This is a genomic window from Archangium lipolyticum (assembly GCF_024623785.1).
GTDB lineage: Bacteria > Myxococcota > Myxococcia > Myxococcales > Myxococcaceae > Archangium > Archangium lipolyticum.
The window spans coordinates 127,902-149,935 of the sequence record NZ_JANKBZ010000006.1 but is presented as its reverse complement, the minus strand read 5'-3'; the positions used below and the strand labels follow the sequence as shown (position 1 = coordinate 149,935).

Here is a 22,034-nt window from a genome sequence, read left to right as displayed (position 1 = left end):
CCGGGCCACCTATTTCCCAAATCTGTAGCAGGACGGAGAGCGCGGCGCGTCCCCCTGGTTTCCAGGCGGGTTGCTTCTCCCGCCGGTTGTCGGCCGGTGGAAGCTTGGGCGGCGGCCCGAGCGCGGAGGGTTCAGCGGGTGGCGCTCTTGGCCGAGGTGGAGCCCTCTCCGTCCGCCGTGGCCGGCGGGGCCTCGTCGTTGTTGCCGTGCGAGGCGCGACCGGTGGGATTGTCGAGCGGGGCGTCACCGGAGCCCAGCTCCTCGGCGAGCGTGGCGAGCACCTCCTGGGCGGCGGAGAGGCGCGCGCGTGGCAGGCGGGCCAACGCCCGCTGCACGGCCGCCTCCACGGTGCCGGTGGCGGGCACGTCCATCGCCCGGCCCGACTCCGTGAGCGCGAAGAGCGCCTTGCGCCCGTCGAGCGGGTCGGACTTGCGCTCGAGCAGCCCCCGCTTCTCCATCCGCTTGAGGACGCCCGTGAGGGTGCTGGGGTGCACGTGGAGTATCTGCGCCAGCCGTCCCGCGGTGATGCCGGGGAAACGTCCCACCAGCCGGAGCACCAGCCGCTGCGGGCCCGTCAGGCCCAGCGTGGCCTCCATTCGCTTCGAGGTCGACTGCAGGCCATGATCCACGGCCCACAGCAATCGCATGAACTCCAGCACCTCACCCAGCTGCTGCGGTTCCTTGTTCTTGTCCGTGGAGGACGGCTGGCCGGCCTCGTCGATTGGCTTCATTTCTACAGTGTCCTCCAACTTCTACTCTGCTGTCGCCCGTCTCATCCTCTGGACAGGTAGTAAGTCCGCGTCCTACCTGCCCGGAAAATCCACTGCCCTGACTGCACGCCTCCCCTAAGCGCCAGGTAAGGGGGGAGGGGCTTACCCGCAGATTCGCGATGAGAGCGGGTGGCTAGCGCCAGGACGGTCGCCAATCAAGTGGATACGAAGACACCTTCGTGCCATGAGTTACGGACCTGGCGCGAATTGCCAGGAGGCTGTGCCTCATTGCCCTGGAGGTCGTTCCGACATGAAGAAGGCGCTTCGTTTCGTGGTTCCGGCGGCTCTGCTCTCGGGTCTGGTGGCGGCGGCGTTCACGTTCTCGGCCCAGCAGCCGGTGGCCGAACCCGCGCGGGAGGAGGCCTGTGTGGCCGATGCCTCCGAGCTCCTGGCTTGCTACCCGCCGGAGCCCGGGTGCGTGAGGCCCTCGAGCGCCTGCGTGTGGATCTGCCCGTAATCCCGGTGTGAGCCGCCTGCCACCCTCGCACGGGAGGCGGCGGTGACGTGCGGCTCAGCCCCAGGAGAACTCGTACTCGCCGTCGAGCAGCCCCGACGTCTGCCGCCCACGCACCTGGATGTCCCGGGCGTTGCTCGTCTCGAGCAGCGCCCTCAGCACGCCCTCGTGGCTCGGCAGGGGGATGAAGTTGCGGGTGAGGATGTAGCGGCCACTGGTGGGCCCCAACCACTCGACCTTGTGGTTGCCGAACGTCAGCGACATCCGGTAGGCCGAGGGCAGCGCGTCCACCAGCCGCTTGGGATCTCCCCGGGCCAGCAGCTTCATCATGGTCTTGCCCGCCGCCGAGTTCATGAAGTCGGCCGTCGAGCGCCGTCCCAGTTGACGCAGCGCTTCCTCCATGCTGCCGAACCTTGGCACCAGGAAGCGTGCTCCGGTGAAGACGACCCGGAGGTGCGCGCTGATGGGGTAGTTGAAGAAGTCCACGAACCGAGACTGTCCGCTCGCCTCGAGGCAGTGGCTCACGGCTCCATCGCCCGCCAGATCGCGCACCGCGTCCAGCAGGCCATTGGCGAACATGCCCCTGACGGAGTCCTCGGGTTGTGCCAGCCTCAGCCGCTGCGCGAGATCCTGCTCCCAATAATCGTACGGGTCGTACGACTTGGCGACAGCCGCGGTGGCGTTGCTGTTCATGAATCCCCCCGTCTCGAGCCGGCAAGCGTCTGCGATCAGGTCCATACGGGGGAAAGGTACCCGCACTTGGCTCAGATAGCGAAATCACCGAGGAACACGGTGGCTGTCCTTACGTCCGCATGCACACGATCGCCCTCGACCACTCCCAGGTTTTCGAACTCGGAGCGGGGGACTTCGACCGTCACGGTTTCCCCGGTGGGCAGTTTGAGCAGCACTTTCACGTATCCGCCCACGGACTTGAGCCGCTCCACCCGGCCGGTGACGGGCCCGGTGGTGCCCTGCGGGGGTTTGGCGATCTTGATGTCGTGGGGACGGACGAAGGCGTGGACGGCCTCGCCCTCGCGTGCGCTGTTGGGGGCCTGCACCACCAGGGAGCCGACCTCGGCGCGGCCCGAGCGGACATGTCCCCGCAGGACGCTGGTGCCGCCCACGAAGGAGGCGACGAACGGGGTGGCGGGGCGGTCGTAGATGTCCTCCGGCGGGCCGGCCTGGGCCACGCGGCCGTCGGAGAGCACGACCACGTGCTGGGAGATTTCGAGCGCCTCCTCCTGGTCGTGGGTGACGAGCAGGGTGGTGACACCCGTCTGCTCGTGGAGGGAGTGGAGCCACTCGCGCAGCTCCACGCGCACGCGGCTGTCGAGCGCGCCGAAGGGCTCGTCCAGCAGCAGCAGCTTGGGGCGGATGGCGAGCGCCCGCGCGAAGGCCACGCGCTGGCGCTGCCCGCCGGAAAGTTGCGTGGGGTAGCGTTTGCCCAGATCCTCCAACTGGATGAGGCGCAACATCTCGTCCACGCGCGCTTCCACGTCGGCGCGGGGCATGCGGCGCGTCTCCAGCCCGAAGGCGATGTTCTGCCGCACGGTCATGTGCTTGAAGAGCGCGTAGCTCTGGAAGACGACGCCGATGCCGCGCTGCTGCACGGGCAGGTGGGTACAGTCGACGCCCTCGATGCGGACGGAACCCGAGTCCGGCAGCTCCAGCCCGGCGATGAGGCGCAGCAGGGTGGACTTGCCCGCCCCCGAGGGCCCGAGCAGGGTGGTGATGGCGCCGGAGGGGGCGTGGAACGACACGTCCGAGACGGCTGGGGTCCCCCCGGTGGTGAAGCGCTTGGTGAGCTGCTCGACGATGACACTCATGGGACCTCGGCCTTCCACTCGACGTACTTCTTGACGGCCAACGTCACCAGCGCGAGCACCGTGAGCAGCGAGGCCACGGCGAAGGCACCGGCGAGGTTGTACTCGTTGTAGAGAATCTCCGCGTGCAGCGGCAGCGTGTTGGTCACCCCGCGCACGTGGCCGGAGACGACGGACACGGCGCCGAACTCGCCCATCGCCCGCGCGTTGCACAGCAGCACGCCGTAGAGCACGCCCCACTTCACCTTGGGCAGCGTGACGCGCAGGAAGGTGCGCCAGCCGCTGGCCCCCAGGGTGAGGGCGGCCTCCTCCTCGTCGGCGCCCTGCGCCTGCATGACGGGCAGCACCTCGCGCACGACGAAGGGGAAGGTGACGAACACGGTGGCCAGCACGATGCCGGGCACGGCGAAGATGATGTGGATGTCGTGCGCGTCCAGCCACGGGCCCAGCCACCCCTGCCGGCCGAAGAGCAGGACGAAGATGAGCCCCGCGATGACGGGCGACACGCTGAAGGGCAGGTCGATGAGCGTGAGGAGCACGTCCCGGCCGGGGAAGCGGAAGCGGGCGATGAGCCACGCGGCGGAGAGCCCGAAGACGAAGTTGAGGGGCACGGCGATGGCGGCCGCCAGCAGCGTGAGGCGGATGGCGCTCAGCGCCTCCGGCTCCAGGATGGCCGCCAGGTAACTGCCCACGCCCTTCTGCAGGGCGTAGGTGAAGACGGCCACCAGCGGGACGACGAGGAAGACCCCGAGGAAGACGAGCGCCACGCCGATGAGCAGCCAGCGCAGGAGCGCCGGGCTCGAGATGGTCCGCCTGTCGCGGCGTGGAGTGTGCGAGGTCGGGTGCATCGGGCGTTTCCTATCCGGTTCGGGCCTCGAGCCGGCGGTTCGTCCAGCGCTGGATGAGGTTGGCGGCGAGCAGCAGCGCGAAGGAGACCGCCAGCATCACCCCGGCGATGGCCGTGGCCCCGGCGTAGTCGTACTGCTCCAGCCGGGTGATGATGAGCAGGGGGGCGATCTCCGTGCGCATGGGCATGTTGCCGGAGATGAAGACGACGGAGCCGTACTCGCCGATGGCGCGGGCGAAGGCGAGGGTGAAGCCGCTGAGCAGCGCGGGCAGCACGCCGGGCAGGAGGACATGGGTGAAGGTCCTCCAGGGCGAGGCGCCGAGCGTGGCGGCGGCCTCCTCCACGTCGGCGTCGATGTCCTCGAGCACGGGCTGGACGGTGCGCACCACGAAGGGCAACCCGATGAAGGTGAGCGCCACGACGATGCCCAGGGGCGTGAAGGCCACCTTGACGCCGAGCGCCTCCAGGTACTGTCCGTACCAGCCGTTGTGGGAGTAGAGGGTGGTGAGCGTCAGCCCGGCCACGGCGGTGGGCAGGGCGAAGGGCAGGTCCACCAGCGCGTCCACCAGGGCCTTGCCCGGGAAGCGGTAGCGCACCAGCACCCAGGCCACGAGCAGGCCGAAGACGACGTTGACCAGCGCGGCGAGCAGGGCGGCGCCGAAGCTGAGCCGGTACGCGGCGAGCACGCGCGGCGAGGCCACGGTGTCCCAGAACTGCGCCCATGAGAGGGTGAACGTCTTGAGGAAGAGGCCGGACAGCGGCAGGAGGACGATGAGGCCGAGGTACAACCAGCTCAACCCCATGGTCAGCCCGAAGCCCGGAAGGACACGGCGTCTCGCACTGTGCTGCATGGTGGCGGCTCCGGGCTACTGCGCCTTGGGGACGTAGAGACGGTCGAAGGCGCCGCCATCATCGAAGTGCTTCTTCTGCGCCTGCTTCCAGCCACCGAAGACCTCGTCGATGGTGAAGAGGCTCACCGTGGGGAAGTGGCTGGCGTACTTCGCGGCGGCCGCCTGGGAGCGGGGCCGGAAGTGGTGCTTCGCGGCCAGCTCCTGGCCCTCCTCGGAGTAGAGGAACTGGAGGTAGGCCTCGGCCGCGGCCCGGGTGCCCTTGCGGTCCACGTTCCGGTCCACGAGCGCCACGGGCGGCTCGGCGAGGATGCTCACCGAGGGGACGATGATCTCGAACTTGTCCTTGCCCACCTCGTCGGTGAGCAGGAGGGCCTCGTTCTCCCAGGCGATGAGCACGTCACCGATGCCGCGCTCGGCGAAGGTGGTGGTGGCGCCACGCGCGCCCGAGTCCAGCACGGGCACGTTCTTGAAGAGGTTGGAGACGAACTCCTGCGCCTTCGCCTCGTCTCCGTTGTTCTTGCGCAGCGCGTAGCCCCAGGCGGCCAGGTAGTTCCACCGCGCGCCACCCGACGTCTTGGGGTTGGGGGTGATGACGGCCACGTCCGGGCGCAGCAGGTCCTCCCAGTCGCGGATGCCCTTGGCGTTGCCCTTGCGCACCACGAAGACGATGGTGGACGTGTACGGAGAGCTGTTGTTCGGCAGCCGCGACTGCCAGCCCTCGGGGACGAGCTGGCCCTTGTCGTGGATCATGTCCACGTCGTACGCGAGCGCCAGCGTGACGACGTCCGCGTCCAGGCCGTCGATGACGGCGCGCGCCTGCTTGCCCGAGCCGCCGTGGGACTGCTTGATGACGAGCTTCGTCCCGTGCTTCGCCTCCCACTGCTTCGCGAAGGCGGCGTTGACGTCGGTGTAGAGCTCGCGCGTCGGGTCATACGACACGTTGAGCAGGGTGATGGGCTCTCCCTGCCCGGCGCCCGGCTTGGAGCAACCCCCCAGCGCGGGCACGGCGGACAGCAGCAGGCAGAGCAGGGCGGCGGTGAGCTTGTGGAGGGACTGCGGCTTCATAGGGGTACCTCGATGCGGAAGGTGGCCGCGAGGTACCGGGTGGACTCGAGAGCCATGACGCTCGACAAAACCCACCGTCCCTCGCGGAGGTGGGCTCTCCAGAGCACGCGGCCGTCAGCCCTCGGGCTTCCGGCGGGCGAGCACCCACCCCCCACGCCAGCGGCAACGACAGAACATCCTGTGGCGGGTGGAGGTGGGCATTGAACGGTGAAGAAAGTGCCCGGGGGATGTCCGTTTGTCAAGAGGATCGTCCGTTATGGCGGATGGTCCATGGACGCGCCGGGGCTGCTCGGGTGGCCGCAGGCGTGATAGGTCGGTGGGGCGGCGATGGTGGCCGCGAGCCAGGGCGCCTGGTGCACGCATACGTATGGGGGGGCTGGAGGGAAGTACGATGGAGGTGACAACGACAGCGGGTGGGGCACGGGTGTCCGGGGTGCCGCTCGGGGTGGGGGAAGGGCGATGATCGACTGGCGACTTCCGAAGGGTGTGACGCGGATGGTGCTGGTGCGGCACGGGCAGCCCGTGGAGGAGATGCGGGGCCGGTGCTACGGGCGGCTGGACGTGGGGCTGTCGTCCTCGGGCCTGTTGCAGGCCGAGCGGGCCGCGCGGTTCCTGGCCGAGGCGCCCCTGTTGCGCATCTACGCGAGCCCTCGCAAGCGGGCGCTGGAGAGCGCGGCGCCGCTGGCGGAGCTCAAGGCGATGGCGGTGGATACGGAGGAGGCGTTCCGGGAGATCGACTTCGGTCTCTTCGAGGGGCTCAGCTACGAGGAGGCCGAGAAGCGCTACCCGGAGGTGTACGCGCAGTGGATGGCGCATCCGACGCAGGTGCGCTTCCCGGAGGGGGAGAGCTACCCGGAGATGCGCGAGCGGGTGAGGTCGGCGGGCCGGGAGCTGCGGACGCGGCATGCGGGAGAGACGTTCGTGCTGGTGTCGCACGGCGGGGTGAACCGCACGCTGCTGGCCGAGGCCCTGGGCATGCCGGACGCCAACCTGTTCCGGCTCGAGCAGGGGTACGGGGCGGTGAACATCATCGACTTCTACGGGGACGAGCCCATCGTGAAGCTGATGAACGTGACGTTCGGCTAGAAGCTCGCGTCGAGCTGGAGGCGGGCGAGGTGCCGCGCATCGCCGCCCGCGGAGCCGAAGATGTAGAAGTAGTCACCTTGCAGCTTGAGGGCGTGACCGTTGAGGTAGAGGTTGACGCCGCCCCCGAGCTGCTTGCCCTGCGTCTGCGCGAGCTGCACCAGCTGCGGGTCGGTTCCCCGGCGGGTGAAGAGCTCCTCCCACCGCGCGCTCACCTCCACCTGGGGATGCACCATCATGCCTCCCTGCACGAAGTAGCCGTAGCCGGAGCGGGTCGGCTCGCGGGTGACGGCGCCGTTCGCGTCGGTCCGCTCGAGCACATCCACATGGGCCCGTCGCCACAGTCCCTCGGCGAGCAGCGAGAAGCCCCGGTACTTGAACACCAGATCCGCGGCCAGGTGGGTGTAGTTGGCGGTGCCGGCGGTGAAGGCCGTTCCGTAGGTGCTCTGGGCGCGCGAGGTGCGGAAGTTGTAGGCGGCCGCGACCCCCAGGCTCAACCGGGGCCTCGCCGCGCGGGTCAGGTCTCCCTCCTGATCGTCATCGAAGGCGCCAAAGGGCCGCAGCGTGAGCCGGAGGACGGTGAGCGGTCCGGGGGCATACGCCGCGAAGCGGTTGCGCCCGTCGCCCCCGCCGATGAAGAACTGGTAGCCGAGCAGCTCTCTCAATCCGAAGAGGTTGTTGGACGAGAGCATCACGCCCACGTCCCGGTCGAGGCTCAGCTCGCGCACCACCAGCTGCCGGTCCACCAGCTGCAGCGCGAACTCGCGGATGGTGCGGGCGCGATCGAAAGGCACGAAGAACTGCCCGACGCGGATGTTCAGGTCGCGGAAGCGGGTGTAGTCCACGAAGGCATCGAAGATCGGCGAGCTGCTGCCCGACTCGAAGTCACCCCCGCCGAAGGCGAGCTGGATGTTGTAGCGCAGCTCCGGCACCAGCACGTTGCCGTGCACCACGAGGCGGAGCGTCTTGACGTTGAGCTCGTTCGTGTCGCTGTCGCCGACATGGAGGAACGTCTCCCGGAGCTGGATCCGCGCGCGGAGGCCCAGGGAGTAGCGGTCATCGGGCGACCTCACCAGGATTCCGCGCCCGGGCTCCGCGGTGATGATGGGCGGCGGGTTGGCCGGTGCCGCTGGCGCAGGCGCCGGAGCGGTGCCCTGGGCCAGGGCGGTGGTGCCGAGCCCGAGCCACAGCGTGAGGAGGATGTGGAAGACACCCAGGGACTGCTTCGAGATGTTCGAGGACATGGCGGTGTTCGCGCGGTCACTGCTGTTGCGACGTTCATTCCCAACCGCTCCGGCGCGCTTCGCGCCAGGGCGGCGATTCATCGATGACACGGGGATGGGCGACAACAGCGGCGGCGGACCTTCGTCATGGGTGTTTCCAATATAACGGATGCCCCAGGGGAAACAAGCATTGGAGCATCCGCTATAGCGGATGATGAGGGCCCGGCGCGGGTGGGCGGGGGAGTTGGATAGAGTGGCCCGCCATGGAAGCCGCTCCTCCCCGAGTGTCGCACTCCTCCCAACTGCTGCGGGAGTACCTGAACCAGGACGTCGTCCCGCGTGAGATGGCCATCGCCCGCTTCATGCGCGGGATGATGGTGCTCGGCTGCGTGGCCTCGTTGCTGCTCATCGGGGTGATTGGCCCGGGCCTGTCGCTGAGCCTGGCGGGGCTGACGGGCGGGCTGGGCATCTACTACACGGTGATGCTGCGCGCGTTGCGGCAGGGCGGGTTCCATCCGGCGATGCAGTGGGTGGACAGCGCCGTCACCGTCTCCATCCCCGCGGTGGCGTGCGCCATCGACGCGTACTTCCACGATGCCGTGTACGCGCTCACCACGCCGCCGGCGCTGGCCTGGGGCTCGCTCATCGTGGTGTGCGCGCTCCGGGCGGGCAAGAAGCTGGCGTACGGGGCGGCGGCGCTCGCGGCGGTGGAGTACATGGCGTTGTACGTGTTCGTGCTCCAGCCCCGGCTGCCGCCCGATACCCTGAACACGCTGTCGTTCCCGATGGTGTTGCTGCGCTGCGTGTTCCTCTTCGCCTACGGGCCGCTGACGGCGACGCTGGCCGGCCTCATCGTGAGCAAGGCCGAGGACGCGCTGCGCGCCATCCGTGAGAAGGACGTGATGGGCAAGTACTTCCTCCACGAGCGGCTGGGCGCGGGCGGCATGGCCGAGGTGTTCCGCGCCACCTACAGCCCGGAGGGCGGCTTCGAGAAGCAGGTGGCCGTCAAGCGCATCCTGCCGGCCTACGCGGACAACGAGGAGTTCCTCGCCATGTTCCGGCGCGAGGCCGCGCTGGGCTCGCTGCTCATCCACCCCAACATCGTGCAGGTGCTCGACCTGGGGCGGCACCAGGGGACGGTCTTCCTGGCCATGGAGTACGTGGATGGCCTGCCGCTGAGCTCGCTGCTGCGGCGCCTCCCCGCCCGCAGGCTGCCTCCGTCGGCGGTGGCCTACATTGGCGCGGAGGTCGCCTCCGCGCTGGCGCACATGCACGGCCGGACGGGCCCCAAGGGCGAGCCGTTGGGCCTGGTGCACAGGGATCTCAACCCTCCCAACATCCTCCTGTCGCGGATTGGCGAGGTGAAGGTGTCGGACTTCGGCATCGCGCGCGCGGCGAACCAGATGGCCCTCACCCAGGCGCAGACGGTGCGCGGCAAGGCGGGCTACATGGCGCCGGAACAGGCCTACGGCAAGCCCCTGGATGGCCGGGCGGACCTCTTCGCGCTGGGCCTCACCCTGCACGAGGCCCTCACCGGCCAGCGCGCCCTGCAGGGCGACAGCGAGGCGGAGCTGATGATCGCCTCCACCCAGCAGCAACTGCTTCCGCCCTCCCACTTCGTGGCCGGCATCTCGCCCGCGCTGGACGCCATCATCATGGGTCTGCTCCAGCATGACCGGGAGCAGCGCACGCCCTCGGGCGAGGTGCTGCAACAGCAGCTCATGGTGCTCACCGGCTCCGAGGCGCCCTATCCCCAGGGCAGGCAGCAGCTCATCAATGCCTTGCGTCTGGTCATCACCCACACCTCGGCGCCCGTCCAGCCCCTCCAGCTCACGCCCGACATGGCCCTCACGGAGAGCGTCGAGGCGGCGACGCGGCGCCGCGCCGTGGGCGGGTGAGGGCGGGCAGGGTGCCCGAGGTCCGGGACACCCTCCCTCCCGCGAGCTCAGCGCTTCGCCGTCGCGTCGCCCGTGGCGCGGACCTCGTCCTCCTCCACGGGCACCTTCTCCACCTTCAGCGACGAAGGACCCTCCAGCGTCAGGTACGGCTTGAGCTTCAGGAACTGCTTCTTGCCGAAGCCCTTCACCCGGACCAGCTCCTCGACGCGCTTGAAGGCCCGCTTCTGCCGCCAGGCGATGATGCGCTGAGCGGCCTTCGGCCCCACGCCCGGCAGCAGATCCAACTGGGCCACCGTCGCCTCGTTCAGGTTCACCACGCCCGTGTACTGGGTGCGCAGCTTCGACCCCGAGGCCTCGGCGGCCCCGGGCACCCACAGCACCAGCCCCAACACCGTGGCCACCACCCTCGCCAGCACGCGCCCGCTCACGAGTGGCCTCCCACCGGCAGCGAGTCCAGCCCACCCTCCATCCCGTAGCGCCCGCCACCGCCCGCCTGCGCCGTGTCCCGCTTCTCCGCCGCCTCGCGCACGTGCAGCTTCCCATCCAGCGGCAGCACATCCAGCAGCACGTTGAGCGAGCCATCCTTGTTCACGAAGGCGCTCCCCGCCCGCACCCAGATGCTTCCCCCCTTGCCCTCGCGGATGGAGAACACCGCCAACCGCTTCCCCGCCGTCAGCATCGACCACACTCCTTCACCCCCGCGCCTCCATTGACGCGGTCCCCAGGCCCAGAGCAGCCGCCGTGCCAGGGGCATTTCCCTCGGGGCACGCGCTCCCGGGGCGTACACCCCTGCTCCAATCGTCCAGCGCGTGGGATGGCCACATCCGGTGGGGACTGGCCGCGCTCACTCTTCGTGCACACCCTGCGGCTCTCTTCCGCTCATGTGCTGGAGGGTATTTCCGTGGACCTGAAGTTCTCCGCGCTCGCATCTCAATTCCTCGAGGATCCTCAGGCCGTGCGACGTGCGGTGTGCTGGCCCGTGCTGGTGTGGGAGGCACCTCCCATGGGGGTACGTCCTCTCTTCACCCGGAGTACCCTGTCGGTCCCGGGCCTGTCGGCGCGGCGGCCCACCATCGCCGAGCCGCTCGTGCTCGAGGTGCGCAAGCGTTCACGAAGCATCACTTCTCCCCGTTCTCCCCATGACCTGGGAATCCACCTGGGGCGTACACCCGACAACGACATCATCGTGGAGGACCCCACGGTCTCGCGCGTCCACGCCTCCTTCCACGAGGAGAAGCACACGGGCGTCTGGTGCGTCACCGACAGCGGGAGCCACAACGGCACCTGGCACGATGGCACCCTGCTCATCCCCGGCCGGTCCACGCCCCTGTTCGAGCGCGCCTCGCTGCGCTTCGGGGACGTGATGGCCACCTTCCTCCACTTCTCCGCCTTCAATCAGTTCATCCTCGACTGGTTGGCCCGCCACGCCCGCGCCTCCCGGACGTCGGTCATCACCGAGGGTGGCTTGACGCGCGAGGGTTGAGCCCCTAGGAAGGGCCTGCCCTTGGGTGCCCATGCCGGGCCTTCAAGAGGGAAGCCGGTGAGAGTCCGGCGCGGTCCCGCCACTGTGATCGGGCGGCCCTGACGTCAGGGCGGGGATCCTCGGCAGTCGCCACTCCGGCTCGCGGGCTGGCGGAAGGCGGAGGAGCCCTTCTGGCAGGCGCGGCGTGCGCCTCGGCCGGAGTCCCGGGAGTCAGGAGACCTGCCCGGGGGTGTGGGCGCGAGGCGTCCGCGATGGCCTTCTCTCTTCGACGGAGAGAGTGGAAGGCGGATGCATGCGGCGGTCGTACCTCGCCGGGCGGTGGCTCTGCCTGGCGCTCAGCACGAGTGGCGTCGCGCTCGCCCAGGAGGCCGAGGAGCCCCTGCTCGTTCCCGCCGTGGAGGTGGAGGAGGCGCCCGTCGCCCCCGGGTCTCCGGAGGAGGCCTCGCGCAGGGATCCGAGCGGCGCCGTCACCGTCATCCGCGTGGATGAGTTCGGCGGCGCGGCCCGCGACACCGCGGCGATGTTGTCCACCGCCCCCGGCGTCACGCTGCAGGACCTGGGCGGGTACGGGCAGAGCAAGAGCCTGGTGGTGCGGGGCGCGTCCTCCAACGGGACGCTCGTGCTGCTCGATGGCATCCCCCTCAATGGCGCGGGGGGCATCGCGGACCTGTCGCGTGTGCCCGTGGCCCTGGCCGAGCGCTTCGAGGTGCTGCGGGGGGGGGCTGGCGCGCGCTACGGCTCGGGAGGGTTGGGCGGCGCCATCAACGTCATCACCCGCCGTCCCGGCGCGGCTCCGCGCGCGGCGGGAGAGCTTTCCTATGGGAGCTGGGACACGGCCACGGGGTGGCTGTCCGCCACGGGGCCGCTCGCGGGCGGCGAGGCCTTGCTGCTCGTCCACGGAGGCACCTCCAGCGGGCGCTTCCCGTACTCCTTCGATCCGAGCCCCACGCTGCCCGGGGACGCGCTCATCGAGCGCCAGCGCACCAACAACGACGCGCGAGGTGCCGGAGGCCTGCTGCGGCTGCGGAGGGACCTGGGCCGGGGTTTCTCGGCGGACCTGCTGGGCGAGCTCTCCTTCGACGAGCGGGGCCTCGCCGGCACCGCGCAGAACCCGAGCGAGGACACGCGCCAGTCCGGAGCGCGTGGCTCGGCCAACCTGCGGCTCGCGGGCACGCTGCCGGGTGGCGTGCGGACGAACGCGCGCGCGTACTTCCGGCGGGACCGGCTGACGCTGTCCGGTGGCCCGTGGGGACAGCAGGGCGCGCAGGTGCAGTTGCTCGGCGGGGTGGAGGTGGAGGGGCAGGTGCTGCTGGGCGGATGGCACTCGCTGTCCGCGCTGGTGGGCGTGGGCGGAGAGTCCGTGTCCGCCGCGGAGACGAACGCCGCGTCCGGGGGTGAGCCGGCGTGGCTGCGCGCCAGCGTGATGGCGATGGACGAGCTGCTGCTGTGGGACGGGTTGCTCACCGTCGCTCCGTCGCTCCGCTTGGAGCGGGCGGGTCCGTACACGCTGCTGTCCCCGAAGGTGGGCGTCACCGTGGCATTGCCCGCGGGCCTCGAGCTGCGCGCCAACGCGGGCCGCTCGCACCGCGCGCCCTCCTTCCTGGAGCTGTACGTGCGTCAGGGCACGCTGCTTCCCAACCCGGACCTGCGCCCCGAGAGCGCCCTGTACGCGGACGCGGCCGTGGTGCACCGCTCGGAGGTGTCCTTCGCCTCGGTGGGAGGCTTCGCCAGCCTCTATGAGGACCTCATCTCCTACGAGGCCTACCCGCCTGGCGCCGCCAAGCCGTACAACTTCGCCAACGCGCGGGTGGTGGGGCTCGAGGCCGAGGGCGAGTGGCGGCCCCATCCGCTCCTCTCCGGGGCCTTCAGCTACACGCTCACCGTCTCGAGCGACCTGCAGCGCGATGGCCGCTTCTATCTGCGCGAGCTGCCCTACCGGCCTCGCCACAAGCTGGCCGCGCGAGTCCTGGGCGGCCCCCGGTGGCTCACGGGGCGGGTCGAGGTGGTCGCGCAGTCGGCACACTTCCTTACCCGGGATGGCGCCATGTCCCTGCCCGGACGCACCTTCGTCCACGCGGGCCTGTCCAGCTCCTTCGGCTCGCGCACGGAGCTCACCGTCTCCTGCGAGGTGAAGAACTTGTTCGACGTTCACGCCGAGGACTTCATTGGGTACCCACTCCCCGGCCGTGCCGTGTACCTGTCGGTGGCCGGTGCTTTCGGGCCGGGTTCTCCCAGGGAGTCCTCTTCGGATTCCAGGACAGAGGCTCCATGATGCGGAAATACCCTCACCCCAGCCCTCTCCCAGAGGGAGAGGGGGCATACACCGTGTTGAGCCGGTTGACGTTGGTGTTGTTGCCCCTGCTCCTGACGGCTTGCCCCGACGAGGGCCCCTTGTGTGTCGAGGAGCAGACCCGCTGTGGTGAGGTCTGTGTCGACCTCTCCAGCTCCTCGTCTCACTGCGGGGCCTGTGGGGTTGAGTGCTCCGCCACGGAGGCTTGTGTCGAGGGCTCCTGTCGGTGTCGCTCGGGAGCCACGGTGTGCGGTGGCCAGTGTGTCGTCACCTCGTCGGACCCCGCCCATTGTGGTGGCTGCGCGGGCGAGGGCGGCACGGCGTGCTCTCCGGAGCAGGTCTGTGAGCAGGGACAGTGCAAGGCCGCTTGCACCCTGGCGTCTTCCGTACGCTGCGACCGCTCCTGTGTAGACCCCGGCACGGATGCCTTCCATTGCGGCGCCTGCGGTAATGTGTGCCCGGACGTCCAGAGCTGTCGCGGTGGGACGTGCACCTATGACCTCGTCGCCGCGTGCTTCAACACCGGGCAGGTGGTGGGCATCCAGGCGGGGCCGGACGTGAAGGGGCCCGCGGTGGCCGTGGGCACCAGTCCTCAATCCGTCGCACGCATGCAGGACGTGCTGCTGGTGCTGGATGCCTCCATGCGGCTCCTCCAGGCCCGGCTCTCCGATTACGGCGAGCTGCCCGCCCGGAACACCACGGGGCTGGTCCCCAACCAGCTCCTCGTCCGGGATCCCTACGTCTTCGTCCTCAACTCCACCAGCAACACCCTGCAGGTGCTCCGGCGTGACGAGGAGCCCTCCGGCGGCCCCGGTCCTCGCTTCTCCGATGGCATCACGCTCACCAACGTGGGCAGCGTGAACTTCGGCGCGAATACCAACCCGTACGGGTTCACGGAGTCGGGCTCGGACGTGTACGTCACGCTGTTGGGCAATCTCCAGACGGACCCGTCCGCGGGTGGCAAGGTGGCCCGCGTCTCGATGGCCGATCCCACCGCACCGGGCATCACGGATGTCTTCACGCTGCCCACGGGCGAGGCGCTGAAGCCCTTCGCGGGCCGCACCACCGTCCCCGCTCCCGCGGGCATCGCCTCGCATCAGGGCCGGGTGTATGCCGCCCTCGGTAATCTGGACCCGAGGGATTTCACCGTCGGAGGCCCCGGGTTCCTGGCCCGCATCGATCCCTCCACCCGCGCGGTGGCTCTCATCGAGCTCGGCGAGGGTTGCCTCAACCCGTTCTGGGTCGTTTCCATGGGGGAGCGGCTGCTCGTGAGCTGCGGCGGTGGGACGACCTATGACCGCAACTTCAACCTCATCGACGTGAGGGGGACCGGCCTGGTGCTGATCGGCGCGGATGACCGCGTGGCCGCCTCGCTCGCGCTGCGGTGCCCGGAGGCGACTTCGTGCCCGCTCCCCTCGGCTGGCCGGTTCTCCGTGGTGGGCAACCGCGCCTACGTGGGTGACAACAACGCGGGCCGTGTCTTCGTCATCGAGGTGGTGGGTGACTCGCTCGTGGAACGCCGAGGGTTCGGACCCGGTGCCGAGCCGCCCATCCTCGCCTGCCCGCGCGACAACAAGCCCTCCCTCGTCGGTGATGTCGTCGCGATGCCCTGAGCCTCCCATGAAGACCCGTCTCGTTCCGTTCGCCCTGTTCGTCGCGCTGTGCCTCGTCTCCGTGGCGCACGCCGCCCCTCCCCAGGCGGGCCCTCGCTTCCTGGGCCCCAAGCCCCCGGAGAAGGTGAAGCGCGTGGTGACGCTCGCCCCGTCGCTCACGGAGACGGTGCTGGCCCTCGGGGCCGGGAGCTCGCTCGTGGGTGTCTCGCGCTTCGACGAATTCAAGGAGGTGGCCGGCCTTCCCCGCGTGGGCGGCTTCATCGACCCGTCCGTCGAGGCCGTGGTGGTCCTCAAACCGGACCTGTTGCTCGTGCAGCCGAGCCCTGGCAACCAGCGGCCCGTGGAGAAGCTGGCCGAGCTCGGTGTGCCCGTGCTGCTGCTGCCCCTGCAGACCGTGGCGGATACCCTGGCGGCCCTGCGCGCGGTGGGAAAGGTGCTCGGAAGGGAGAAGGAGGCGAATGCCCTCGTTCAGGGCATCGAGTCCACGCGTACCCGCGTGCGAGAGGCCGCCAGGACACGGAAGCCGAGGCGTGTCCTGTTCGTCTACGGCTTCGAGCCGCTCGTGGTGGCCGGGCCCGGCTCCTTCGCGGACGAGCTGCTGCGCGACGCTGGCGCCGTCAACGTGGCGGCGGACGCGGGCTCGGCCTACCCCGTCTATTCGCTCGAGCGCGCGCTGACTGCTCGGCCGGACGTGGTGGTGGATGCCGCGGACGTGGACGTGGGCAAGGACAAGTTCATGAGGCTTCCGGGGCTCTCCCAGGCGCGGTGGGTGGAGGTGCCCTCGATGGCGCTGCTACAGCCAGGACCGTCGCTCGGAAGAGGGCTGGAGGAGCTCTTCTCGCTGCTGTACCCCTCCGTGAAGCCCGATGCGGGTACTGTGCACTGACCGTGTATGTCCCCTCTCCCCCTGGGAGAGGGCTAGGGTGAGGGTCATCCCTCGTCCGTGGGTGAAGAATGCGTGAGATGGGGACGGTAGACCCTCACCCCCGCCCCTCTCCCAGAGGGAGAGGGAGGATGAGCTTCACCCTGGCACGAGCGCTCGGGCTCGGGGGGGTGTTCCTCATCCTGCTGTTCGCGGCCTTCCTCGTGGCCGTGCGCTTCGGCGATCAGCCCATCTCCCTCTCCGACGCGCTCGGCGATCCCAGCTCCAGCAGTGCCATCATCTTCTGGTCGGTCCGGCTGCCGCGTGCCCTGCTGGCGGCCCTCGTGGGCGCGGGGCTCGCCGCCTCCGGTGTCACGCTGCAGGGCGTGCTGCGCAATCCACTGGCGGACCCGTTCGTCCTCGGTGTGTCCGGCGGTGCCGCGCTCGGAGCCACGTTGTCCCTGTTCCTGGGGTTCGCCACCGTGGGGGAGGTGGCCCAGGTGGGCGTCGGGGGAGGGATGGAGCGCCTCTCCGCACCGGCCCTGTTCGCCTTCCTGGGCGCCGTGGCGGCCATGCTCTTCGTGCTCGTGGTCAGCCGCGGCCATGGCGGTCGCGCGCCCTATGCCGTGCTCCTCACGGGCGTCGTCTTCAACGCCTTCGCCTCCGCCGTCATCACGCTCGTGAAGACGCTGTCCGACCCGAACCGGCTCGGGGAGATCCTCTACTGGCTCGCGGGGACGCTCGGTTACGAGCGCACGGGGACGCTCATCCTGTCCGCGCTCATCCAGGCCGTGGCCATCGGCGTGATGTTGGCGCTCTCGGGGCGGCTCAACCTGTTGACGCTGGGAGACGAGGACGCGGCCTCGCTAGGGGTGTCCGTGGTCTGGACGCGGCGCTTGTTGCTGCTCGCGGCGAGCGCCAGCGTGGCGGACGCCGTGGTGCTCTCGGGGCTCATCGGCTTCGTGGGGCTCATCGTGCCCCACCTGCTGCGGCTCGCCTTCGGGCCGGACCAGCGGTTGCTCGTGCCGCTCTCCGCGCTCGGCGGGGCGGCGTTCCTGCTGCTCGCCGACCTGCTGGCGCGGCTGGCCATCCCGCTGTTCGGCTCCGAGCCTCCCGTGGGCGTGGTGACGGCGCTCCTCGGAGGGCCGCTGTTCCTGGCGCTGCTGTACCGGAGCGGGCGGCTCTCGGCGGGCTGAAGCGCGGCCGCTGTCAGGAACGGATTTCCGCCGCGTCTTTTCTCGATGAAAGGAGCGGTGACCATGACCCTGGTGACGAAGCAGAGCCCGATGAATCTCAAGCACCTCAATGACGCTGACACTGGCATCGACGTGCTCTCGCGCACCGGTCTGGATACCGCTCTGGACCTTCTGAACGGCCTCGAGTCCCTTCGCGGCCTACTGCCCGGAACCTGACCTCCGCGCCCCGTCATACGACGCGGCGCGGTGCTCAGAGGCCGGGCTCCCAGAAAACGGGACCCGGCCTCTTCCTTTTTCCGGCTCCCGAGCTCCCGCCCCGTTCGTCTATCGGCGAAGGACACCGCGCTCTCAATGCGGAAAGACGGGTTCGACTCCCGTACGGGGTACTCGCAGTCCACCGCCCTTCGCAGTCCAGCAGTCTCCGTTGCCGGAGTAGCCCAACTCGGTAGAGGCCCCAGATCGAGAGTCTGGTGGTTGCGGGTTCGAATCCCGCCTTCGGCACTCGCAGTGAATGAATACATGCCGCGGTAGCCCAACCTGGTAGAGGTGCTGCGCTCAGAACGCAGAGGTTGCGGGTTCGAATCCCGCCCGCGGTACTCCCATTGACAAGAGAAGTCGTCCGCCGTATCCCGCGCCCCTCGCCGGTTGCTCCACCCTGGTGTGGAGGCTCGAGGGAGATTCCCGCCCCTGCTTCCCCTCGCAGGCATTGCGCCCGCGGGGGCGAGGAGCAGGACGCGGATGAAGACAGCAACGAGGAGTTCGCGGTGGTTCGGTCGCTTCTCGGCGGCGCTGGGCGCCGCGGCGCTGGGGCTGCTGGTCACCGGCTGCGAGCCGGAGTGCGTGGATCAGTTCGACTGCGCGCGGAAGGGCAACGCCGGTGAGGGCAAGCAGTTCGTCTGCGTGGACGAACGCTGCGTGACTCAGGACATCCCCGACGAGACCGGCTCGGATGCCGGGACGGACGCCGGGACGGGCACGGACGCGGGTACGGGGACGGATGCTGGCACGGACGCTGGCACGGGTCCGACCGACGCGGGGGTCGCGTGCGCGGACCTGCCGCATGATCCGAAGCTCGGCACGCTGCAGCTCCAGACCGGCTTCTCCGCCGCCGAGTCCGCCACGATTCCCGAGGGAATCGGCGCGGTGACGGCCGTCCAGAGCGGCAGCGAGTACAAGCTGTACGGCCTGCGCGATACCGACAACACCAGTGTCGCCGATGACAGCATCTACGCGCTCGGCACCTGGCCGAGCATCACCCTGGGGTCGGCGGCCCTCTACGCCGTCGTTCCCGAGGCGGATCGCGGCAACACCACCTTCCCGAGCGGGTTCCTCACCAACGATGGCACCCGGCTGCTGACCGGTTACACCCGGGGCGTCACGGGCAGCCCCGGCAATGTGCTCGTCTACGACACCGTCACCCCGGCGGACTCCGTCTACGTCTCCGCGCCCGGTAATTTCTCCGCCGCCGCCGTGTCCGGCGCCTTCTTCATCAATGGTCTGGGCATCGACGGCGTGTCCGAGGGCGGTCTCGCCGTCTACGCCCTGAATCTGGCCTCCAAGCCCTTCCAGGGCTCGAAGCTGGCGACCTTCCCGACCACGAATGCCTTCGCCGCCAGCGGCTACTCGGCGGTGACGAGCGACAAGGTCGCCGTGTTCGGCTACGGCGTCCCCGACAGCTCCGCCAGCGACCCCTGGGCCCCCTACATCAACCACCTGCACGCGGTGGCTCCCGCCCTGTACACGCCGGCGATCTCGGGCAGGACGACCCTCGCCCTCTCCAACACCAACGCGCCTGAAATCTACTCGGGCAACGACCTCCAGGCGGTCGCGGGGTTCGGCAGTGGCGTGGCGCTGCATCGCGGTACCTTCACGGCCACTCGCGACGTCTCTCGCATCGAGCTGACGCCCGGTGGCATCAACCCCGAAGCCGTCACCGCGGGCGACCTCACGCCCGTGCTCACCACCAGCAACGCCTGCACCAACGTGGTGTCGATGGCTCCCATGGGCCCGGACCTGCTCATCGGCGTGAAGGACAAGAACGGCCGCCGGCTCGTCCGCCTCCAGCAGAAGCCCCAGCCATGAGGACGCACGGCACCGTGGCGCGCTGGAGCGCCTGGCTCGTCATGCCCCTGCTCGCCGTGGGTTGCGGGGCTCCCTCCGAGGAGGAGCCCCCCCAGGCCCTGGTGTGCACGAGCGACAACGAGCCGTTCGCGGACAAGGTCGTGTCCTTCTCTCCCGGGGAGGACGCCGGCTTCGGTCAGGACGGCTACCCGGACATCGTGCTCGGGCCTCCTCACGGGGCTGGCGCCGGCATGGGCTCGCTGGACGTGCTCTCCCTTGGCAGGGGCGGGGAGATCGTCCTCGAGCTCACCGACATCGGGGTGGTGGACGGGCCCGGGGTGGACCTGCTCGTCTTCGAGAACGCCTTCGGGTACTTCGCGGAGACGGGCGTGGTCGCCGTGAGCGAGGACGGCCAGACGTGGCACGAGTTCCCCTGTGACTCCGCCAACAGGGCCGGTGGCTACCCTGGCTGCGCCGGTGTGAAGCCGGTGAGCTCCTCGCCGGAGAATGGCATCAGCCCCACCGATCCGGCCGTGGCGGGCGGTGATGGCTTCGACCTGTCCACTCTCGGTGTGGCCCGGGCCCGCTTCGTCCGCATCCGTGACACCGGGTCCAACTCCTACGGCTCCTCCGCGGGGGGGTTCGACCTGGACGCCGTCGCGGTGGTGAACGGCTCGCCCGTCTGCGAGTGGAAGTGACACCCAGGGCACCCGTGCCCGCTGATGTCACTTTTGACCGCGTGTCAAGGGACGCGGAGGTGGGCCGGGTCGTGTAATCTCCCCGCCGCGATGTGGCAGATCATCATCAATGGTCCGGGGTACTTCGACACCGCCTACGAGTTGCCAGAGGGCATCACGCACCTCGGCCGCGCGGATGAGAACGACATCGTGCTGGGGGGCGATCTCGTCTCCCGCCGGCACGCCCGCCTCGTGGTGGAAGGCGACTCCCTGAGCATCGAGGACCTCGGCAGCCGCAACGGCAGCCGCGTCAACGGCTCGCCCCTCCAGGGCAGCGTCGATCTGCAACCCGGCGACACCGTCACCCTGGGAGAGAACACCCTCTCCGTCCGCCAGCCCGACATGGTGGAGAACGCCGCCACCGAGATGGTGGACCTGGGCGCCGGGGGCGTGCGCCGCTTCGGCCATGGCGATGACGTGGGGCCCTCCGTCATCCTCGCCAAGAACGTCAAGAGCGTGGAGCTGCTGCGGGCGCTCGACAACATCTCCGGCCCCCTGGATGGCACGCCCGCCACCGCGGCGCCCATCGCACCGGCCCCTCCCACCGGTCCGCGTGGTGCCTACGAGACGCTCGTCCTCCTCTTCCACACCGCCGAGGCGCTCGCCACCGCCGCCAACCTGACGGCCTTCCTCGAGACCACCATGGACCGGGTGCTCGAGCGCATCGGCGCCACCACCGCCGTGGTGCTGCTGCGTCACCCCACCGGCGTGATGGTGCCCGCCGCCGTGCGCCACCGCGGCGCGCTCGCCAAGGGCGAGGTCCCCGTCTCCGACGGCATCGTCGACGAGGCCCTGCGCCAGGGCCGCGCGCTCCTGGTGGGCGACGTGCGCGACGACCGCCGCTTCGCCAGCCGCGAGAGCGTCATCCTCTATGGTGTGGACCGGGTGCTCTGCATCCCCATCGGGCTGGAGGCGCCCTTCTCCGGCGTCCTCTACGTCAACACCTCCGCCAGGAACGACACCGAGCTGGAGATCATGCTCGATGCCTGCACCGCCGTGGCCCACCTGGTGGCCACCGGCGTGCAGAAGTTCTCCTCCACTGCGGCGGGCCAGACCCTGCGCCACCACCTGGAGCGCTTCCACGCCCCGGAGGTGGTCGAGCGGCGCTCGGCCGAGGCCCAGCGCGCCGGCGGAAAGCTGCCCGGTCTGGAGGAGCGCAACCTCACCTTCATCCACGCGGAGCTCGTCGGCTTCGGCGCGCTGTGTGTCCGCATCGGCACCGCGCGCGCCACCGCGCTGCTCAACGACTTCCACTCGCGCCTGGGCGGCCTCGTCTTCAGCTTCGAGGGCACCGTGGAGGCCTTCGTCGGCGAGTCGCTGCGTGCCCACTTCGGCGCGCCCTACGCCAGGCCCGATGACGCCGTGCGCGCCGTCCGCACCGCGCTCGCCCTGCGCGCCGACTGGGAGCGCCACATGGCCCGCCGCCCCATGGACGAGCGCTGCGAGCTGCGCATCGGCATCAACACCTGCCGCGCCATGGTGGGCATGGTGGGCCCCGACGCCCGCCCCTCGTACACCGCCGTGGGCGAGGGCGTTCATGTCGCCTCGTGGCTGGCCGGCACCGCCATGCCCGGCCAGGTGCTCATCACCGGCAAGACCCTGGCCGTCATCGGCGCACGCTTCGACGTCATGCCCCTGGGCGAGCGCCTCATCCGCCCTCCTCGTGACAAGGTCGCCGCCTTCGAGGTGGTGGACGAGGAGGTCTCCCAGCTCACCAATCCCGGTGTGCGCTGATGTGGGTGTGAATGCGGGAAATGTGGGTTGAGACTCGCACTCGG

General features: G+C 69.8%; 21 protein-coding genes, 3 tRNA genes and 1 riboswitch. Of the genes, 15 read left to right on the top strand and 9 right to left on the bottom strand.

Going from position 1 to position 22,034, the window contains the following annotated elements; genetic code table 11:
* Window positions 1-131: 131 nt before the first annotated feature.
* Complete coding sequence (locus NR810_RS15660) at window positions 132-731, bottom strand: MarR family winged helix-turn-helix transcriptional regulator (RefSeq protein WP_257453410.1); 600 nt, start codon at window positions 729-731, stop codon at window positions 132-134.
* Between the two features lie 289 nt (window positions 732-1,020).
* Here NR810_RS15660 and NR810_RS15655 point away from each other — a divergent pair, with 289 nt between their 5' ends.
* Complete coding sequence (locus NR810_RS15655; protein WP_257453409.1) at window positions 1,021-1,227, top strand: hypothetical protein; 207 nt, start codon at window positions 1,021-1,023, stop codon at window positions 1,225-1,227.
* A gap of 54 nt (window positions 1,228-1,281) precedes the next feature.
* Here NR810_RS15655 and NR810_RS15650 read toward each other — a convergent pair whose 3' ends face one another.
* The 5 genes from NR810_RS15650 to NR810_RS15630 form a co-directional block, all read right to left on the bottom strand.
* Entirely contained in the window at window positions 1,282-1,917 is a 636-nt protein-coding gene (locus NR810_RS15650; RefSeq protein WP_257453408.1) for a DUF2378 family protein, read from the bottom strand.
* 71 nt (window positions 1,918-1,988) lie between these two features.
* Window positions 1,989-3,050 (bottom strand): sulfate/molybdate ABC transporter ATP-binding protein, encoded by a 1,062-nt coding sequence (locus NR810_RS15645; protein WP_257453407.1) that lies wholly within the window; start codon window positions 3,048-3,050, stop codon window positions 1,989-1,991.
* Complete coding sequence (cysW, locus tag NR810_RS15640; RefSeq protein WP_257453406.1) at window positions 3,047-3,895, bottom strand: sulfate ABC transporter permease subunit CysW; 849 nt, start codon at window positions 3,893-3,895, stop codon at window positions 3,047-3,049. Before cysW ends, NR810_RS15645 begins: the two co-directional genes overlap by 4 nt.
* A 10-nt stretch (window positions 3,896-3,905) precedes the next feature.
* Window positions 3,906-4,745, bottom strand: coding sequence for a sulfate ABC transporter permease subunit CysT (cysT, locus tag NR810_RS15635; RefSeq protein WP_257453405.1), 840 nt, complete (start codon window positions 4,743-4,745; stop codon window positions 3,906-3,908).
* Window positions 4,746-4,760: 15 nt separating this feature from the next.
* Window positions 4,761-5,810, bottom strand: coding sequence for a sulfate ABC transporter substrate-binding protein (locus NR810_RS15630; protein ID WP_257453404.1), 1,050 nt, complete (start codon window positions 5,808-5,810; stop codon window positions 4,761-4,763).
* A gap of 459 nt (window positions 5,811-6,269) precedes the next feature.
* On the opposite strand from NR810_RS15630, the gene NR810_RS15625 reads away from it, so the two are divergent.
* Window positions 6,270-6,896 carry a histidine phosphatase family protein gene (locus tag NR810_RS15625; protein ID WP_257453403.1) on the top strand — a complete coding sequence of 209 codons (627 nt, stop codon included), beginning with the start codon at window positions 6,270-6,272 and terminating at the stop codon, window positions 6,894-6,896.
* Here NR810_RS15625 and NR810_RS15620 read toward each other — a convergent pair.
* On the bottom strand, window positions 6,893-8,137 hold the full coding sequence (locus NR810_RS15620) for an OprO/OprP family phosphate-selective porin (protein WP_257453402.1): 1,245 nt from the start codon (window positions 8,135-8,137) through the stop codon (window positions 6,893-6,895). The genes NR810_RS15625 and NR810_RS15620 overlap by 4 nt on opposite strands.
* A 263-nt stretch (window positions 8,138-8,400) precedes the next feature.
* On the opposite strand from NR810_RS15620, the gene NR810_RS15615 reads away from it, so the two are divergent.
* Window positions 8,401-10,014, top strand: a complete 1,614-nt coding sequence (locus tag NR810_RS15615; protein ID WP_257453401.1) for a serine/threonine-protein kinase — start codon at window positions 8,401-8,403, stop codon at window positions 10,012-10,014.
* A gap of 47 nt (window positions 10,015-10,061) precedes the next feature.
* Here the strand turns inward: NR810_RS15615 and NR810_RS15610 are convergent, their stop codons facing one another.
* Together NR810_RS15610 and NR810_RS15605 are read right to left on the bottom strand one after the other, a co-directional pair.
* On the bottom strand, window positions 10,062-10,442 hold the full coding sequence (locus tag NR810_RS15610; protein WP_257453400.1) for a ComEA family DNA-binding protein: 381 nt from the start codon (window positions 10,440-10,442) through the stop codon (window positions 10,062-10,064).
* Complete coding sequence (locus NR810_RS15605; RefSeq protein ID WP_204225007.1) at window positions 10,439-10,693, bottom strand: hypothetical protein; 255 nt, start codon at window positions 10,691-10,693, stop codon at window positions 10,439-10,441. Before NR810_RS15605 ends, NR810_RS15610 begins: the two co-directional genes overlap by 4 nt.
* Before the next feature lie 222 nt (window positions 10,694-10,915).
* Between NR810_RS15605 and NR810_RS15600 the strand changes: the two genes are divergently transcribed.
* The 12 genes from NR810_RS15600 (at window position 10,916) to NR810_RS15545 (ending at window position 21,990) form a co-directional block, all read left to right on the top strand.
* A complete protein-coding gene (locus NR810_RS15600; RefSeq protein WP_257453399.1) occupies window positions 10,916-11,497 on the top strand; it encodes an FHA domain-containing protein in 582 nt (193 codons plus the stop codon).
* 6 nt (window positions 11,498-11,503) lie between these two features.
* Window positions 11,504-11,738: riboswitch (cobalamin riboswitch) on the top strand.
* A gap of 51 nt (window positions 11,739-11,789) precedes the next feature.
* Window positions 11,790-13,769 (top strand): TonB-dependent receptor plug domain-containing protein, encoded by a 1,980-nt coding sequence (locus NR810_RS15595; protein WP_257453397.1) that lies wholly within the window; start codon window positions 11,790-11,792, stop codon window positions 13,767-13,769.
* Window positions 13,766-15,400, top strand: coding sequence for an MXAN_6577-like cysteine-rich protein (locus NR810_RS15590; RefSeq protein ID WP_306818209.1), 1,635 nt, complete (start codon window positions 13,766-13,768; stop codon window positions 15,398-15,400). The genes NR810_RS15595 and NR810_RS15590 overlap by 4 nt, the downstream gene beginning before the upstream one ends.
* A gap of 7 nt (window positions 15,401-15,407) precedes the next feature.
* Complete coding sequence (locus tag NR810_RS15585; RefSeq protein WP_257453395.1) at window positions 15,408-16,286, top strand: ABC transporter substrate-binding protein; 879 nt, start codon at window positions 15,408-15,410, stop codon at window positions 16,284-16,286.
* A 128-nt stretch (window positions 16,287-16,414) separates the two neighbouring features.
* Window positions 16,415-17,458, top strand: coding sequence for a FecCD family ABC transporter permease (locus NR810_RS15580; protein ID WP_257453394.1), 1,044 nt, complete (start codon window positions 16,415-16,417; stop codon window positions 17,456-17,458).
* 63 nt (window positions 17,459-17,521) lie between these two features.
* A complete protein-coding gene (locus NR810_RS15575; protein ID WP_257453393.1) occupies window positions 17,522-17,674 on the top strand; it encodes a hypothetical protein in 153 nt (50 codons plus the stop codon).
* A gap of 97 nt (window positions 17,675-17,771) precedes the next feature.
* A tRNA-Glu gene (locus NR810_RS15570) sits at window positions 17,772-17,844 on the top strand.
* 40 nt (window positions 17,845-17,884) lie between these two features.
* Window positions 17,885-17,959, top strand: a tRNA-Leu gene (locus NR810_RS15565).
* Window positions 17,960-17,979: 20 nt separating this feature from the next.
* Window positions 17,980-18,054 (top strand) — tRNA-Leu (locus NR810_RS15560).
* Window positions 18,055-18,196: 142 nt separating this feature from the next.
* Window positions 18,197-19,540, top strand: coding sequence for a hypothetical protein (locus tag NR810_RS15555; RefSeq protein WP_257453392.1), 1,344 nt, complete (start codon window positions 18,197-18,199; stop codon window positions 19,538-19,540).
* Entirely contained in the window at window positions 19,537-20,217 is a 681-nt protein-coding gene (locus NR810_RS15550; protein ID WP_257453390.1) for a cell surface protein, read from the top strand. The genes NR810_RS15555 and NR810_RS15550 overlap by 4 nt, the downstream gene beginning before the upstream one ends.
* Window positions 20,218-20,307: 90 nt before the next feature.
* Window positions 20,308-21,990 carry an FHA domain-containing protein gene (locus NR810_RS15545; RefSeq protein ID WP_257453389.1) on the top strand — a complete coding sequence of 561 codons (1,683 nt, stop codon included), beginning with the start codon at window positions 20,308-20,310 and terminating at the stop codon, window positions 21,988-21,990.
* The last annotated feature ends 44 nt before the right edge of the window (window positions 21,991-22,034 follow it).